General features: G+C 56.2%; 14 protein-coding genes. 3 read left to right on the forward strand and 11 right to left on the reverse strand.

Going from position 1 to position 15594, the window contains the following annotated elements:
• Positions 1 to 448: 448 nt before the first annotated feature.
• Complete coding sequence (purL, locus tag QQZ17_RS24970) at positions 449 to 4336, reverse strand: phosphoribosylformylglycinamidine synthase (protein ID WP_152402886.1); 3888 nt, start codon at positions 4334 to 4336, stop codon at positions 449 to 451.
• Positions 4337 to 4592: 256 nt separating this feature from the next.
• Between purL and mltF the strand changes: the two genes are divergently transcribed.
• A complete protein-coding gene (gene mltF, locus QQZ17_RS24975; protein ID WP_152402884.1) occupies positions 4593 to 6143 on the forward strand; it encodes a membrane-bound lytic murein transglycosylase MltF in 1551 nt (516 codons plus the stop codon).
• 15 nt (positions 6144 to 6158) lie between these two features.
• Here mltF and tadA read toward each other — a convergent pair whose 3' ends face one another.
• From tadA to murQ, 4 genes are read right to left on the reverse strand one after another with little or no spacing between them, the layout of a single operon-like run.
• Positions 6159 to 6677 (reverse strand): tRNA adenosine(34) deaminase TadA, encoded by a 519-nt coding sequence (gene tadA, locus QQZ17_RS24980; protein WP_152402882.1) that lies wholly within the window; start codon positions 6675 to 6677, stop codon positions 6159 to 6161.
• Positions 6678 to 6704: 27 nt separating this feature from the next.
• Positions 6705 to 7340: a phosphatidylglycerophosphatase C gene (yfhb, locus tag QQZ17_RS24985; RefSeq protein ID WP_152402880.1), complete on the reverse strand. Its 636-nt coding sequence runs from the start codon at positions 7338 to 7340 to the stop codon at positions 6705 to 6707.
• A gap of 3 nt (positions 7341 to 7343) precedes the next feature.
• Positions 7344 to 8708: a PTS transporter subunit EIIC gene (locus QQZ17_RS24990; RefSeq protein WP_152402879.1), complete on the reverse strand. Its 1365-nt coding sequence runs from the start codon at positions 8706 to 8708 to the stop codon at positions 7344 to 7346.
• A gap of 2 nt (positions 8709 to 8710) precedes the next feature.
• Positions 8711 to 9613, reverse strand: a complete 903-nt coding sequence (gene murQ, locus QQZ17_RS24995) for an N-acetylmuramic acid 6-phosphate etherase (RefSeq protein WP_152402876.1) — start codon at positions 9611 to 9613, stop codon at positions 8711 to 8713.
• 116 nt (positions 9614 to 9729) lie between these two features.
• On the opposite strand from murQ, the gene QQZ17_RS25000 reads away from it, so the two are divergent.
• Together QQZ17_RS25000 and QQZ17_RS25005 are read left to right on the forward strand one after the other, a co-directional pair.
• Positions 9730 to 10578: a MurR/RpiR family transcriptional regulator gene (locus QQZ17_RS25000; protein WP_152402874.1), complete on the forward strand. Its 849-nt coding sequence runs from the start codon at positions 9730 to 9732 to the stop codon at positions 10576 to 10578.
• A 55-nt stretch (positions 10579 to 10633) separates the two neighbouring features.
• Positions 10634 to 10894: a YfhL family 4Fe-4S dicluster ferredoxin gene (locus tag QQZ17_RS25005; RefSeq protein ID WP_042999785.1), complete on the forward strand. Its 261-nt coding sequence runs from the start codon at positions 10634 to 10636 to the stop codon at positions 10892 to 10894.
• Here the strand turns inward: QQZ17_RS25005 and acpS are convergent.
• The 6 genes from acpS to lepB all read right to left on the reverse strand — a co-directional run bounded on the left by acpS (position 10891) and on the right by lepB (position 15587).
• Positions 10891 to 11271, reverse strand: a complete 381-nt coding sequence (gene acpS, locus QQZ17_RS25010) for a holo-ACP synthase (RefSeq protein ID WP_152402871.1) — start codon at positions 11269 to 11271, stop codon at positions 10891 to 10893. The genes QQZ17_RS25005 and acpS overlap by 4 nt on opposite strands.
• Positions 11271 to 12002, reverse strand: coding sequence for a pyridoxine 5'-phosphate synthase (pdxJ, locus tag QQZ17_RS25015; protein WP_152402870.1), 732 nt, complete (start codon positions 12000 to 12002; stop codon positions 11271 to 11273). The genes acpS and pdxJ overlap by 1 nt, the downstream gene beginning before the upstream one ends.
• A 16-nt stretch (positions 12003 to 12018) precedes the next feature.
• Positions 12019 to 12729, reverse strand: a complete 711-nt coding sequence (recO, locus tag QQZ17_RS25020; RefSeq protein WP_152406278.1) for a DNA repair protein RecO — start codon at positions 12727 to 12729, stop codon at positions 12019 to 12021.
• Between the two features lie 29 nt (positions 12730 to 12758).
• On the reverse strand, positions 12759 to 13664 hold the full coding sequence (gene era, locus QQZ17_RS25025; RefSeq protein WP_152402868.1) for a GTPase Era: 906 nt from the start codon (positions 13662 to 13664) through the stop codon (positions 12759 to 12761).
• On the reverse strand, positions 13661 to 14341 hold the full coding sequence (gene rnc / locus QQZ17_RS25030) for a ribonuclease III (protein WP_042291512.1): 681 nt from the start codon (positions 14339 to 14341) through the stop codon (positions 13661 to 13663). Before rnc ends, era begins: the two co-directional genes overlap by 4 nt.
• A gap of 271 nt (positions 14342 to 14612) precedes the next feature.
• Positions 14613 to 15587, reverse strand: a complete 975-nt coding sequence (gene lepB / locus QQZ17_RS25035; protein ID WP_046485158.1) for a signal peptidase I — start codon at positions 15585 to 15587, stop codon at positions 14613 to 14615.
• Positions 15588 to 15594: the final 7 nt, after the last annotated feature.

The raw sequence follows: 15594 nt of genomic DNA on the forward strand, positions 1-15594 counted from the left end.
GTGAATGAGCCACTGGTTAGTATTATGCAGTAACTGTGCCAATATTCAAAACAATTATTTAACACAATGAATTTATTGAACTTTAAATGACATTCACATCATTAATAAAGTGAGCATTTTTCAACCAAACCGTCGCCAATTAGCAACACCTTAAACGCAATATACTTAGCTATATACAAATCAATAAGTTAAATGTCTCTTTTTGGAGACACTCCTGACGCATGTTTGTCGTGAATTCCCGACAGGCTTAATTAACGACAGTGATTATAAAGATACGCGAGACACACGACATAACGGCTGAGCACCTTCGGCCCTCATCCTGACTGACCGTGACGGGCTTACGCGGGGGAATTATTGTACGTACAGGAAGTCAAAAAATAACCTGCACCTGCGCCTGCCATAAAAAAAGCCCGGTAACGTCCACCGGGCTTTGATCATGACGAGTACCTTACCCCAACTGCTTGCGCGCATTGCGGAAGATACGCATCCACGGACCGTCTTCACCCCAGTTTTCCGGGTGCCATGAGTTACTGACGGTACGGAACACGCGTTCCGGGTGCGGCATCATGATGGTCACGCGACCATTTTCGGTGGTCACCGCGGTAATGCCGTTTGGCGAACCGTTCGGGTTAGCCGGGTAAGTTTCCGTGACGTTGCCGAAGTTATCGACGAAGCGCAGCGCGACCAGGCCTTTGCTTTCCAGTGCCGCCAGATGAGCAGCGTCGCGAACTTCAACACGCCCTTCCCCGTGCGAGACGGCGATAGGCATCATTGACCCGACCATTCCCTGCAACAGCAGAGACGGGCTTTGAGTCACTTCGACCAGGCTGAAACGGGCTTCAAAGCGATCCGAATGGTTACGCACAAAACGCGGCCACAGGTCGCTGCCAGGGATCAGCTCGCGCAAGTTCGACATCATCTGGCAGCCGTTGCACACCCCCAGCGCCAGCGTTTGTGGACGATGGAAGAAGGTTTCAAACTCATCGCGCACGCGGTTGTTGAACAGAATAGATTTCGCCCAGCCCTCACCCGCGCCCAGCACGTCACCATAAGAGAAACCGCCGCAGGCCACCAGCGCCTGGAAGTTACCCAGACCGGTACGGCCACCGAGCAGATCGCTCATGTGTACGTCAATCGCGTCAAAACCGGCACGCTGGAACGCCGCGGCCATTTCTACGTGGGAGTTCACCCCCTGCTCACGCAGCACCGCCACTTTCGGACGAGCACCGGTCGCAATGTAAGGCGCGGCGATATCTTCATTGATATCAAACGTCAGCTCCACGCTGAGGCCCGGATCGGCATCGTTGGTTTTGGCGTCGTGCTCCTGATCGGCACACTCCGGGTTATCACGCAGACGCTGCATCTGCCAGGTGGTTTCTGCCCACCAGATTCGCAGTGTGGTGCGGCTTTCGCTGAAGACGACCTGACCGTTGGCTTCGATAACAAAACGGTCGCCCTCGACGGCCTGCCCCAGGTAATGGACGCAATCGCCCAGACCGTGTTGTGCCAGCAGCGCTTCCACCGCCTCGCGATCCGCTGTGCGAACCTGAATAACCGCGCCCAGTTCTTCGTTAAACAGCGCCGCCAGACGATCGTCACCCAGGGTCGCGATATCCGCCTGAATACCACAGTGACCGGTAAAGGCCATTTCTGCAAGCAGAACCAGCAGGCCGCCGTCGGAGCGGTCGTGATAGGCCAGCAGTTTACGTTGCGCCACCAGCGCCTGCATTGCGTCGTAGAAGCCTTTCAGTTGCGCGACATCGCGCACGTCTGCCGGTGTATCGCCAAGCTGACGGTAGACCTGCGCCAGCGCTGTGGCACCCAGCGCATTATGGCCACGACCCAGGTCGATCAGCAGCAGCGCGTTGTCTTCGGTCGAAAGCTGCGGGGTGATGGTATGGCGTACATCTTCCACGCGGGCAAAAGCGGAAATCACCAGCGACAGCGGCGAGGTCATTTCGCGCTGTTCGTTGCCTTCCTGCCAGCGGGTTTTCATTGACATGGAGTCTTTGCCCACCGGAATGGTCAGACCCAGCGCCGGGCAGAGTTCTTCACCGACCGCTTTCACCGCTTCATACAGACCCGCATCTTCCCCCGGGTGACCGGCTGCGGCCATCCAGTTGGCGGAAAGCTTAATACGTTTGATATCGCCAATCTGCGTTGCCGCAATGTTGGTCAGCGCCTCGCCGACCGCCAGACGGGCAGAGGCGGAGAAGTCGAGCAGTGCTACCGGCGCACGTTCACCGATCGACATCGCTTCGCCGTAGTAGCTGTCGAGGCTGGCGGTGGTCACCGCGCAGTTAGCCACCGGCACCTGCCACGGACCGACCATCTGATCGCGGGATACCATCCCGGTCACGGTACGGTCGCCAATGGTCACCAGGAAGGTTTTTTCCGCCACCGTCGGCAGATGCAGAACGCGTTTTACGGCATCCGCGATGGTGATGTCCGCGCGGTTCAGCGCCTCACCTTTCGCCTTCAGCGTCTGGACGTCGCGGGTCATCTTCGGCGTTTTGCCAAGCAGTACGTCAAGCGGCAGGTCGATAGGCTGATTGTCGAAGTGACGGTCGTTTAACGACAGATGCAGCTCTTCGGTCGCCTCGCCAATCACCGCATACGGCGCGCGCTCGCGCTTGCACAGCTCGTCAAATAACGGCAGTTGATCCGCAGCAACGGCCAGCACATAACGTTCCTGGGACTCGTTGCACCAGATCTCCAGCGGGCTCATTCCTGGTTCATCGCTGAGGATGTCACGCAGTTCAAATTTACCGCCGCGTCCGCCGTCGCTGACCAGTTCAGGCATGGCGTTCGACAGACCGCCCGCGCCGACGTCGTGGATAAACAGGATCGGGTTGGCGTCGCCCAACTGCCAGCAGCGGTCGATAACCTCCTGACAGCGGCGTTCCATCTCCGGGTTATCACGCTGGACGGAGGCAAAATCGAGATCCGCGTCAGACTGGCCGGACGCCATGGAGGACGCCGCGCCGCCGCCCAGGCCGATGTTCATCGCCGGGCCGCCGAGGACAATCAGCTTCGCCCCAACGACTATTTCGCCTTTCTGCACGTGATCGGCGCGGATATTACCGATCCCACCCGCCAGCATGATCGGCTTATGATAACCGCGCAGCTCTTCGCCATTGTGGCTGTTCACTTTTTCTTCGTAAGTCCGGAAATAGCCGTTGAGCGCCGGACGACCAAATTCGTTGTTAAACGCCGCGCCGCCCAGCGGGCCTTCGGTCATGATATCCAGCGCGGTCACAATGCGCTCCGGCTTGCCGAAGTCTTCTTCCCACGGCTGCTCAAAACCCGGAATACGCAGGTTAGAGACCGAGAAACCGACCAGACCCGCTTTTGGCTTCGCGCCGCGTCCGGTAGCCCCTTCATCACGAATTTCGCCGCCGGAACCGGTCGCCGCCCCCGGCCACGGGGAGATCGCCGTCGGGTGGTTATGGGTTTCCACCTTCATCAGGATATGCGCCGGCTCCTGGTGAAAGTCGTAGCGTCCGGTCGCGTGGTCGGCAAAGTAACGACCCACTTCAGACCCTTCCATCACCGCCGCGTTGTCTTTATAAGCGGAAAGCACGTGATCCGGGGTGGTCTCAAAGGTGTTTTTGATCATCTTGAACAGCGACTTCGGCTGTTGCTTGCCATCAATAACCCAGTCAGCGTTGAAAATCTTGTGACGGCAGTGCTCAGAGTTCGCCTGCGCAAACATGTAGAGTTCAATATCGTTCGGGTTGCGCCGCAGTCGGGTAAACGCGTCTTGCAGATAATCAATTTCGTCATCCGCCAGCGCCAGACCGAGACGCAGGTTAGCGTCAATCAACGCCTGACGGCCTTCACCCAGCAGGTCAACGCTTGCAACCGGCGCAGGCTGATGGTGGGCAAACAGTTTTTCAGCGTCGGTTAATGAAGAGAACACCGTCTCCATCATTCGATCGTGTAGTTCAGCGGCAACCTGCTGCCACTGTTCAGCGGTCAGCGTGGAGGCCTCAACATAATAAGCGACGCCGCGTTCCAGACGGTCAATCTGTTGCAGACCGCAGTTATGGGCGATGTCCGTCGCTTTGGAAGACCAGGGGGAGATGGTGCCAGGACGAGGCGTCACCAGCAGCAGTTTCCCTTCCGGGGTGTGGCTGCTCAGGCTAGGGCCGTATTTCAGCAGACGGGCAAGCTGCGCGTGCTCATCCTCGTTCAACGGGGCGTTCAGGTCAGCGAAATGGACGTACTCGGCGTAAATATTGCTTACCTGGAGGTTGGCAGCCTGAAAACGTGCCAGCAGTTTGTTAATACGGAATGCGGACAGTGCAGGCGAACCACGCAGAATTTCCATCATAAGTCTCTCGTCTTCTAAGCTTTCGGTGTGCCCAAGTGGGGAAACGGGCGTCATTATAAAGAATCTGAGCCGCAGACGAAACCGTTTGCGTCGAAATAAAATCACCCCGCATTGTTGTCATACGATGCTATCGATAGCGCTAATTAGTTGCCAACTGGCGCAAGTTTAAGCAAAATGCCGCTCATTGATGAATAATCCTGGTCTTTCTATTTCTTTTCCCATCCTGAGGCAACGCACGGTTCAGAGAATTAACTAATTGAAAAAATTAAAGATTAATTATCTGTTCATCGGCATACTGACGCTGTTGCTGGCGGCGGCCCTCTGGCCCTCAATCCCCTGGTTCGGTAAAGCTGATAATCGTATCGCCGCGATCCAGTCGCGGGGAGAGTTGCGCGTGAGCACCATTGAGTCGCCGCTCACCTGGTCAAAACTTAACGGTAAGCCGTACGGGCTCGATTATGAGCTGGCGCAGCAGTTCGCCAGCTATCTGGGCGTAAAGCTGAAGATTACCGTACGCCAGAACATCAGCCAGTTGTTTGACGACCTCGATAATGGCAACGCCGACCTGCTGGCGGCCGGGCTGGTCTACAACAGCGAACGGGTGAAAAACTATCAGCCGGGGCCAACCTACTATTCAGTATCCCAGCAACTGGTCTACAAAGTGGGCCAGTATCGTCCCCGCTCGTTGGGCAGCGTGACGGAAAGTCAGCTCACCATCACCCCAGGACATGTGGTGGCGAACGATCTGCAAACCCTGAAACAGACAAAATACCCTGAACTGAGCTGGCGGATCGACGAGAAAAAAGGCTCAACTGAACTGCTTGATGCGGTGATTGCCGGTCAACTGGATTACACCATCGCCGACTCTGTCGCCATCAGCCTTTACCAGCGCGTCCACCCCGAACTTGCCGTTGCGCTGGACGTCACCGACGAACAGCCGGTGACCTGGTTTAGCCCGCTGGATAATGACAACTCGCTATCTGCCGCCCTGCTCGATTTCTTCAACGGCATGAATGAAGACGGCTCACTGGCACGTCTCGAAGAAAAGTATCTGGGGCACGGCGATGATTTTGACTATGTCGATACCCGCACCTTTCTGCGCGCGGTTGACGCCATGCTCCCCGACCTGAAACCGCTGTTTGAGAAATACGCCCAGGAGATTGACTGGCAGCTGCTTGCCGCGATTGCCTGGCAGGAATCACACTGGGATCCGCAGGCCACATCGCCCACCGGCGTGCGCGGCATGATGATGCTCACTAAGAACACCGCGCAAAGTCTGGGTCTGACCGACAGGACCGATCCTGAGCAGAGCATCAGCGGTGGGGCGCGCTATTTACAGGACATGATGAGTAAAGTGCCGGACACCGTGCCGGAAAACGAGCGCATCTGGTTTGCGCTGGCGGCCTACAACATGGGTTATGCGCATATGCTTGATGCGCGGGCGCTGACGGCCAAGACGAAGGGCAATCCGGACAGTTGGGCGGACGTCAAACAGCGCCTGCCCATGCTCAGTCAAAAACAGTATTACAGCAAGCTGACCTATGGCTATGCGCGCGGACATGAAGCCTACGCCTATGTTGAGAACATCCGTAAGTATCAGATAAGCCTGCTGGGCTATTTGCAGGAGAAAGAAAAGCAGCTGGCAGAAGAGATGAAACTGGCTGAGGAGTATCCGGTCGTCTCGCCGACAGATTTTGGCAAACAGCGACGACCGCTCGTCGCCTTCCTGTCACAATCGTCATCTGGCTATCTGACGCACTCTCCATCACTGCTGCGTTTACCGCAGAAGAAAGAAGAGAAGAAGTAAACAGAGCCGCAATGGTTACTGACCTGCGGCTTTCTTCAACGCTTTGATCTCCTGACGGCGCATGCGGAAGAAATCGCTGAGCAGCGTCGCACACTCCTCACGCAGTATCCCCTCAGTGACCTCAACGCGATGATTCATTCCCGGATGATGAAGGACATCCATCAGCGAACCGGCTGCACCGGTTTTTGCATCACGCGCGCCGAATACCACGTGACGAATGCGACTGTGCACCATCGCACCCGCGCACATGACGCACGGTTCAAGGGTCACGTACAGCGTCGCATCAATCAGACGATAGTTTTGCTGGACCAGGCCGCCCTGGCGCAGCGCCATGATCTCTGCGTGCGCGGTGGGATCGTGATGGCCAATCGGGCGGTTCCACCCCTCGCCAATCACGCGATTGTTGTGCACCAATACGGCACCGACCGGGACTTCTCGTTCATCCCAGGCGCGCTTCGCCAGCGTTAACGCGTGACGCATCCAGTATTCGTGGCTAAATTCAACATCTGACAAAGGGAGTACTCCGGTAATCATAGCGGGCGCATTATACTATGATTTCAACTATTCCAGTTGCTGGAGTTCTCCACGAGGCGTAACGCGCCAGCGGTGCTGACAAAAATAGAGCAGCGGGTTGTCCTGATTACTGTCGCTGTAGCCGCTGTAAAGGCGCAGCGGCGTGCCGATCTTACGTTCAAGCTGAGCCACTTTTTCGTGTCCCAGACAGCGCAGGGTCAGCACCCAACCGCCGTATCCTCGCGTCATCTGACTGGCGATCAGATTCACGCGCGGCAGCCACGGCGTATCAATGTAGACCTGTTCCACCAGCGACTGCGGCGAACCGGTGATGAGCCAGATATCGGCATCAGAACTGAGCAGATAGGTGGTCAGACGTTCCTGCACCTGAGGAAACGCCGTGACGTTCTGTCGAAACCAGCGGACAAAATCGGCATGTCTGGCCTGTAAACGAGCCTCGCGATGACCGAAGGTACACCCCCACAGCAACAGACTCATCGGCCAGCGCGCGGCGCGCCCTTTGATCAGTAATGCGCCAACGATCACCGGCAACAACGGCAGCACGAGCAGCGCATTCAGCGGCTGGCGACGCAACAGATAGCGCAGGAAACTGCCGAACATATCCTGCTGATGTAACGTACCATCCAAATCAAAAAAAACGACACGACGCGCGTGATTGGTCAAACCTTACTCCTCGGGATCGTTGAATCCTAACAGCCAGGTAAACAAAAACCCGGCTATGACTGCTACTAAATAGCCTAACAGATAGAACATCACTTTTCCGGCAACAATCGTTAACGCCAGCGGCAATCCGGAAATGCCAAAGGTGATAACGGTTGCGACCTTCCAGTAGCTGATCAGCGCCCCGCCTACCGCGCCGCCCAGGCAGGCCCCCATGAACGGCTTGCCCAGCGGTAACGTGACGCCAAAAATCAGCGGTTCGCCAATCCCGAGTAATCCTACCGGTAATGCCCCCTTAATCACTTTTTTCAGCCGCGCGTTACGGGTTTTCATCAGCACGGCAATCGCCGCCCCCACCTGCCCGACGCCTGCCATCGCCAGAATGGGAAAGAGCGCGTTGTAGCCGTGAGCCTGCACCAGCTCGACGTGAATTGGCACCAGTCCCTGATGCAGCCCCGTCAGCACCAGCGGCAGGAATGTTCCCGCCAGGACCGCGCCCACCAGCAAGCCGCCGCGATCGATAGCCCAGGACGCGCCTTGGGCTATCGATTCTGAAATCCAGCCGCCCAGCGGTTGCAGCGCCACAATCGCAATAGTGCCGGTGATGATCGTCGTCAGCAGCGGATTGAGGATCAGCTCCAGCGAGCCAGGCAATATCTCGCGGAACTTACGCTCGATCCAGCACATCAGCGCCACCACCAGCAGCACGGCGATAACCCCACCGCGGCCTGGCTGCAACGCTTCGCCAAAGAGGGTAATTTGCGCCAGTTGCGGACTCGACAGGATGCCCGCCATCACGCCCCCCATCGCCAGCGAACCGCCGAAGACTTTGGCAGTATTCACCCCCACCAGAATGTTCATGATGGCAAAGACCGCACTGCCGAAGATCCCCATCAGCCCCAGCATATTGGGATAATGGGTGGCGAAATCACCGACGATATCCGGGCGCTTGAGAATGTTAATAATGCCGGTGATTAAACCGGAAGCGATAAACGCCGGGATCAGGGGAATAAAAACGTTCGCCAGTTTGCGTAGCGCATCGCTCATGGGCGCTTTGTACTTCGCTTTCGCCTGCGATTTCGTGCGCTCAATATCATCGCCGACCGGGCGCTCTCCCCCTTCTGTCAGTAGTGAACGCATGGCATCAACGACCTTTGCCGCCTTGCCGGGCCCGACGATAAGCTGATGCTGCGCCCCCTGCTTTACGTAGCCACTGACGCCGGGTAGCTGTTTCAGACGCGGGATATCCAACGCCGCATCGTCCTTCACCTCCACCCTGACGCGCGTCATGCAATTTTCCAGACGCAGAATGTTTTGTTCTCCGCCTATCCCCAGCAGAATGTCGCTGGCAAGGGTCGCCGTCTTATCCATAGTTACCTCGATGAGTCTGCTAACGCAGCCCGTAAAAATCCCTGATGGGTGGCCAGTTTTTCTCGCGCCGCATCGGCGTTGAGGCCACTGAGCGCCATGAGAATGGCCGGTTTCACATCAAAATCGGTCTGCTTCAGCAACGTTTGTGCCTCAGCACGCGCAATGCCAGTGGCTTCAACCACCATCCGGCATGCGCGGTCCATCAGCTTGATATTGGTGGCCTTCATATCCACCATCAGGTTCTGGTAAACCTTGCCACACTTCACCATCGCCCCGGTGGAGATCATATTGAGCACCAGCTTTTGCGCGGTGCCGGATTTCAACCGCGTTGAGCCTGTCAATGCTTCCGGCCCTACCACAGGAGAAATCGCGATGTCGGCTTCCCGGGCAATAGGAGAGTCGGGATTACAGGAGATAGCGACCGTGGTACAGCCCGTTTTGCGGGCATATTTCAGTCCGCCGATGACATACGGCGTACGCCCTGAGGCCGCCAGTCCAACCACCAGATCCTGCGGCGCGAGGTTCAGGGCAATCAGATCGTCTTCACCGAGCTGCGCATTGTCTTCTGCCCCTTCAACCGCTTTCAGTAAGGCCCCCGGACCACCGGCAATCAGCCCCACCACCAGACCGTGAGGAACGCCAAACGTGGGTGGGCATTCAGACGCATCCAGCACGCCGAGTCGGCCGCTGGTCCCCGCACCCATGTAGATAATCCGGCCACCGGATTTTAACGCTTCAGCCGCTGCATCGACGGCGCTCGCAACATCGGGCAATGTTGCTTTTACTGCTTCCGCTACCAGCGTATCCTGTTGATTAAAACGGTGAACCAGCTCCAGCGTCGACAGCGCATCGAGGTCCATTGTTTGCGGATTACGGGTTTCTGACACTAAAGCACCGAGATTCATGTTTGCTCCTCAGGAATTTTTAATTCATATTAGCGACCAATAATGGAATATAATATTCGTACAGGCGAGTGAAATTTCATTTTGTTGCCGCCATCACGTTTTCGCCAGGAGAGACCATGAACTGTTTGATTCGCATCCGCCAGCGCTACCCGGGGTTTGCGCAAAGCGATAAAAAACTCGCGGACTATCTTCTGATCCAACCCGATGCCGCCCGACACCTCAGTTCACAGCAGTTGGCAGCCGAAGCGGGCGTCAGCCAGTCAAGCGTGGTGAAATTCGCGCAAAAGCTCGGCTATAAGGGGTTCCCGGCGCTGAAACTGGCGATCAGCGAAGCGCTGGTCAGCAACCCGAACCCGCATTCCGTGCCGGTGCATAACCAAATCCGCGGCGACGATCCCCTGCGTCTGGTCGGTGAAAAACTGATCAAAGAGAACGTGGCGGCGATGCATGCCACGCTGGATGTCAACGACGAAGAGAAGTTGACCGAAAGCGTAACGATGCTGCGCAACGCCCGCCGGATTGTGTTAACCGGGATTGGCGCATCCGGCCTGGTGGCGCAGAATTTTGCCTGGAAACTGATGAAGATCGGTCTGAACGCCATTGTTGAGCGCGATATGCATGCGCTGCTGGCCACGGTTCAGGCGCTGACGCCAGACTCTCTGCTGGTGGCGATTTCCTACAGCGGGGAACGTCGGGAACTGAATCTGGCAGCAGAGGAAACCCTGCGCGTCGGGGGGCAGATCCTGGCGATCACCGGGTTCACGCCCAATGCGCTCCAGCAGCGCGCCAGCCACTGTCTGTATACCATCGCGGAAGAACAGGCCACCCGCAGTGCGGCTATCTCATCAACCCACGCGCAAATGATGCTCACCGACCTGCTTTTTATGGCGCTGGTACAGCAGGATCTGGAGCACGCACCGGGACGTATTCGCCACAGTGAGGCGCTGGTAAAAAAACTGGTCTGAGCAAAGAATGCGCGTATAATGCCCGCCCGGTTTGTGTTGTTTTGAGAGTTTCCTGATGGCCCTGTTAATCACAAAAAAATGCATCAATTGCGATATGTGCGAACCCGAATGCCCGAATGAGGCGATTTCGATGGGTGACAGCATCTATGAGATTAACAGCGACAAGTGCACCGAGTGCGTCGGTCATTACGACACGCCCACCTGCCAGAAGGTGTGCCCAATCCCCAACACGATCCTTAAAGATCCGGCACATGTCGAAACGGAAGAACAACTCTGGGACAAGTTCGTCCAGATGCACCACGCCGATAAAATCTAACTTTCGATAATGACCGTGGCGCAGGCATAGTGACGTTCATCGGCCAGCGTCACGTGCATATGCGCAACGCCCAGTTTCTCCGCCAGCGCGAGCGCCTCTCCCCATAACCGCAGGCGCGGTTTACCGAGCGCATCGTTAAACACTTCAAACTGATTAAACGCCAGCCCATTGCGGATACCGGTACCAAAGGCTTTCGCGGCGGCCTCTTTGACGGCAAAGCGTTTAGCCAGAAAACGCACCGGCTGCTGGTGCGTTTCCCAGATAGCCCATTCGTTATCGCTGAGCACCCGTCTGGCAAGCCGATCACCGGAGCGGGAGATCACCGCTTCTATGCGAGCGATCTCCACGATATCGGTGCCTAATCCAAGAATGGCCATTAGCCGCGCGCTTCCAGCATCAGACGCTTCATTTCCCCTACGGCTTCACGCAATCCGCTCATTACCGCGCGACCAATAATCGCATGGCCGATATTCAGCTCGTGCATTTCCGGCAGTGCGGCGATAGCTTTGACGTTGTGATAGGTCAGACCGTGCCCCGCATTGACCTTCAGCCCCAGACTCGCCGCGAAGGTCGCGGCTTTCGCGATGCGCGCCAGCTCTTGCGCCTGTTCTGCATCGGTTTTCGCATCCGCGTAGCAGCCGGTATGAATTTCAATGTATGGCGCGCCGACATCTGCAGCCGCTTTGATTTGCACGTCATCCGCATCAATGAACAACGAGACAAGGATCCCGGCGTCAGCCAGACGTTTGCAGGCATCACGCATTTTGTCGCGCTGCCCGGCTACGTCCAGACCGCCTTCAGTGGTCACTTCCTGGCGCTTTTCCGGCACCAGGCAACAGAAATGCGGTTTGGTTTCAACGGCAATCGCCAGCATCTCTTCCGTCACCGCCATTTCCAGATTCATACGCGTGTCCAGCGTCTGGCGCAGAATGCGGACATCGCGGTCGGTAATGTGGCGGCGATCTTCGCGTAAATGGACGGTGATGCCATCAGCACCCGCCTGCTCGGCAATGAATGCCGCCTGAACCGGATCCGGATACGCGGTACCGCGCGCATTACGTAACGTGGCAATGTGGTCAATGTTGACGCCTAACAGTAATTCAGCCATGACAATCCTCGTGATTTTATGTTCGCTTCGGCATGAACTGCCGGAATAATTCGCGGCTCTTTAAGGGCTTACCACCAAGATACGGCTTCAGCGCTATGCGGGTAAAGCGTTTCGCCGCGCGCAGCGTATCGATATCCGGAAATTCGCGTTCTGCCAGCGCCCGCAGATGGCGTCCGGTAAAGGTACTGTTGTCGATCACGACACTGGCGATAAAGCCTTTCTCCTCGCGGTAGCGGTAGGTCATGGCGTCATCCACCGGCTCACCGCTGCCCGCACAGTGCAGGAAATCGACCCCATAACCGAGATGACCGAGCAACGCCAGTTCAAAACGGCGCAGCACAGGCTCCGGCGTTCCCGTTGCCCCCGCCAGTGCCTGTATGCAGTGCAGGTAATCGAAAAAGAGTTCAGAAAAGCGGGTCTCGTGCTCCAGCACGCGGGCGAGCAGCTCATTGACGTACAGACCGCTGTACAAGGTGATACCACTCAGAGGAAGCGCCAGAGAAACGGCTTCTGCGCTACGCAGCGTTTTGACTTCGCCACGTCCACCAAAGCGGACTAACAGGGGGGTAAAAGGCTGGAGTGCACCCTTCAGATTAGAGCGTTTAGAACGAGCGCCTTTGGCAACAAGGCGCACGCGACCCGACTCTTCCGTGAAGACGTCCAGCATCAGACTGGTTTCGCTCCAGGGACGGCTATGCAGGACAAATGCGCGCTGCCAGCCCTCCATCATGCTCGTCGCCTGTTCAGAGCGCAGGTTTAGAGATCGTCGACGTAACCGAGACTGCGCAGCGCGCGTTCGTCATCGGCCCAGCCGGATTTCACTTTCACCCACAGTTCAAGGTGAACCGGGGCTTCAAACATTTCCTGCATGTCTTTACGCGCTTCAATACCAATGGTCTTGATTTTGGCCCCTTTGTTGCCAATGACCATCTTCTTCTGCCCTTCGCGCTCGACGAGGATCAGCCCGTTGATATCGTAACCGCCGCGTTCGTTAGTCACAAAACGTTCGATTTCCACGGTCACCGAGTACGGCAGCTCAGCGCCCAGGAAACGCATCAGCTTTTCACGGATGATTTCAGAAGCCATAAAGCGCTGTGAACGATCGGTGATGTAATCTTCCGGGAAGTGATGCTCCGCTTCCGGCAGATGCTTACGCACGATGCCCGCAACGGTGTCGACATTCATCCCGGTTTCCGCAGAGATTGGCACGATGTCGAGGAAGTCCATCTGACTTGCCAGGAACTGCAGGTGCGGCAGCAGATCGGCTTTATCCTGCACGTTATCCACTTTGTTGACGGCCAGAATCACCGGCGCTTTACCGTCACGCAGTTTGTTGAGCACCATCTCGTCGTCCGGTGTCCAGCGAGTGCCTTCCACCACAAAGATCACCAGTTCAACATCACCAATGGAGCTGCTGGCGGCTTTGTTCATCAGACGGTTAATCGCGCGTTTTTCTTCCATGTGCAGGCCCGGGGTATCGACGTAAATCGCCTGCCATGCCCCTTCGGTATGGATCCCGACAATGCGGTGACGCGTGGTCTGCGCTTTACGGGAGGTGATCGAAATCTTCTGCCCGAGCAGGTTGTTCAACAGCGTGGATTTGCCAACGTTCGGGCGTCCAACGATAGCAATAAATCCGCAGTAAGTTTTTTCGTCGCTCATTCCAGCTCCAGTTTTTTCAACGCCTGTTCGGCGGCAGCCTGTTCCGCCTTGCGACGGCTTGAACCTGTGCCAACCACCGGTTCACTCAGGCCGCTAACCTGGCAGTGGATAGTAAATTCCTGATCGTGCGCTTCACCACGCACCTGCACCACCAGATATGACGGCAGCGGCAGATGGCGGCCCTGCAAATATTCCTGCAAACGCGTTTTCGGATCTTTTTGCTTATCGCCTGGACTGATTTCGTCCAGACGAGTCTGATACCAGTTGAGGATCAGCTTTTCGACGGTCTGAATATCACTGTCGAGGAAGACCCCGCCAATCAGCGCTTCGACGGTATCGGCCAGAATCGATTCGCGACGGAATCCGCCGCTTTTCAGTTCGCCCGGCCCTAAGCGCAAACACTCGCCCAGATCGAACTCACGGGCCAATTCAGCCAGCGTATTACCGCGCACCAGCGTCGCGCGCATACGACTCATATCACCTTCGTCCACACGCGGGAAGCGGTGATAAAGCGCATTCGCAATCACAAAACTTAAAATTGAGTCGCCAAGAAATTCTAAACGCTCGTTATGTTTGCTGCTGGCACTGCGGTGGGTTAATGCCTGCTGCAACAGCTCCTGATGAGTAAAAGTGTAGCCCAGCTTCCGTTGAAGCCGATTAATTACGATGGGGTTCATGCGATACCAATAAATAAATGCGTCAACAATTCAGCACACGAAACAGACCTGATATACGTAGCATTCTATCAGCCGCGCTAAGCAGCTTATGTCGCTCATATAGGGGACCAACGCTGTTTCGTGTGCCGTGGCGACCAGGAGGCGCCAACCTGAAACTTCGGGGGAATATTCTATACACAACGACAAGGGATGTCGTTAGCCTGGACGGATTTATCGAAGAAATAATTCACGTTGCCGTCATAATGACGGCAACGTGAACGATTCGCAGCAATTAGTGAATACCACCAATGCGGCTTAAACGAACGCCAGTAGGCCATTCGCCTTCTTGTTTGTCGAAACTCATCCAGATAGCAGTGGCTTTGCCAACCAGATTCGCTTCAGGGACAAAGCCCCAATAACGGCTGTCTGCGCTGTTATCGCGGTTGTCACCCATCATGAAATACTGGCCCGGCGGCACAATCCAGGTCGCCAGTGGCTGCCCAGACTGCTGGTAATACATCCCCACCTGATCCTGAGCAATCGGCACGGTCAGAATGCGGTGCGTCACGTCGCCCAGCGTCTCTTTACGCTCAGACAGACGAATACCGTTCTCTTTCGTTTCGCTCAGAGGGATCTCGAAGAAACCACTGGTGGCCTCTCCACCGTTACGACGTGCAAACGTCTGCACAAAATCGCTCGGCTGAACGTCGCTATAGGTGACAGGTAACGCGTTTTCACACGCCTGGCCCGAACGGCAACCCGGTTGAATAGTCACTTCTTTCGCGACCGGATCATAGGTTACTTTATCGCCGGGTAAACCGACTGCCCGCTTGATGTAATCCAGACGCGGATCTTCCGGGTATTTAAAGACCACGATATCGCCACGTTGTGGATGACCCGTTTCGATCAGCGTTTTCTGGTAAATCGGATCTTTAATACCGTAGGCGAATTTCTCCACCAGGATAAAATCACCGATCAACAGTGTCGGCATCATCGAACCCGACGGGATCTGGAAAGGTTCATAGATAAACGAACGCACGACCAGCACGATAGCCAGCACCGGAAAAACCGAGGCACCGGTTTCCAGCCAGCCAGGCTTCGGCGACACTTTCTTCAGCGTTGCTTTATCCAGTGAATCTCCGGCAGCAGCCTGCGCTGCCGCCTGACGCTCCCGACGTTTTGGCGCGAAGATAAATTTATCCACGCACCACAACATGCCCGTGACCAATGTGGCAATCACCAGAATCAGGGCAAACATATTCGCCATGCCAACT

Origin of the sequence: Citrobacter sp. T1.2D-1 (genome assembly GCF_950098555.1) — a bacterium.
GTDB lineage: Bacteria > Pseudomonadota > Gammaproteobacteria > Enterobacterales > Enterobacteriaceae > Citrobacter_A > Citrobacter_A telavivensis.

Excerpts from the sequence above, each read along its gene's own strand:
- rnc (WP_042291512.1), bottom strand. The coding sequence starts at position 14,341 with ATGAACCCCATCGTAATTAATCGGCTTCAACGGAAGCTGGGCTACACT.
- recO (WP_152406278.1), bottom strand. The coding sequence starts at position 12,729 with ATGGAGGGCTGGCAGCGCGCATTTGTCCTGCATAGCCGTCCCTGGAGC.
- murQ (WP_152402876.1), bottom strand. The coding sequence starts at position 9,613 with ATGAATCTCGGTGCTTTAGTGTCAGAAACCCGTAATCCGCAAACAATG.
- acpS (WP_152402871.1), bottom strand. The coding sequence starts at position 11,271 with ATGGCCATTCTTGGATTAGGCACCGATATCGTGGAGATCGCTCGCATA.
- QQZ17_RS24990 (WP_152402879.1), bottom strand. The coding sequence starts at position 8,708 with ATGGATAAGACGGCGACCCTTGCCAGCGACATTCTGCTGGGGATAGGC.
- tadA (WP_152402882.1), bottom strand. The coding sequence starts at position 6,677 with ATGATTACCGGAGTACTCCCTTTGTCAGATGTTGAATTTAGCCACGAA.
- purL (WP_152402886.1), bottom strand. The coding sequence starts at position 4,336 with ATGATGGAAATTCTGCGTGGTTCGCCTGCACTGTCCGCATTCCGTATT.
- pdxJ (WP_152402870.1), bottom strand. The coding sequence starts at position 12,002 with ATGGCTGAATTACTGTTAGGCGTCAACATTGACCACATTGCCACGTTA.
- era (WP_152402868.1), bottom strand. The coding sequence starts at position 13,664 with ATGAGCGACGAAAAAACTTACTGCGGATTTATTGCTATCGTTGGACGC.
- QQZ17_RS25000 (WP_152402874.1), top strand. The coding sequence starts at position 9,730 with ATGAACTGTTTGATTCGCATCCGCCAGCGCTACCCGGGGTTTGCGCAA.
- QQZ17_RS25005 (WP_042999785.1), top strand. The coding sequence starts at position 10,634 with ATGGCCCTGTTAATCACAAAAAAATGCATCAATTGCGATATGTGCGAA.
- lepB (WP_046485158.1), bottom strand. The coding sequence starts at position 15,587 with ATGGCGAATATGTTTGCCCTGATTCTGGTGATTGCCACATTGGTCACG.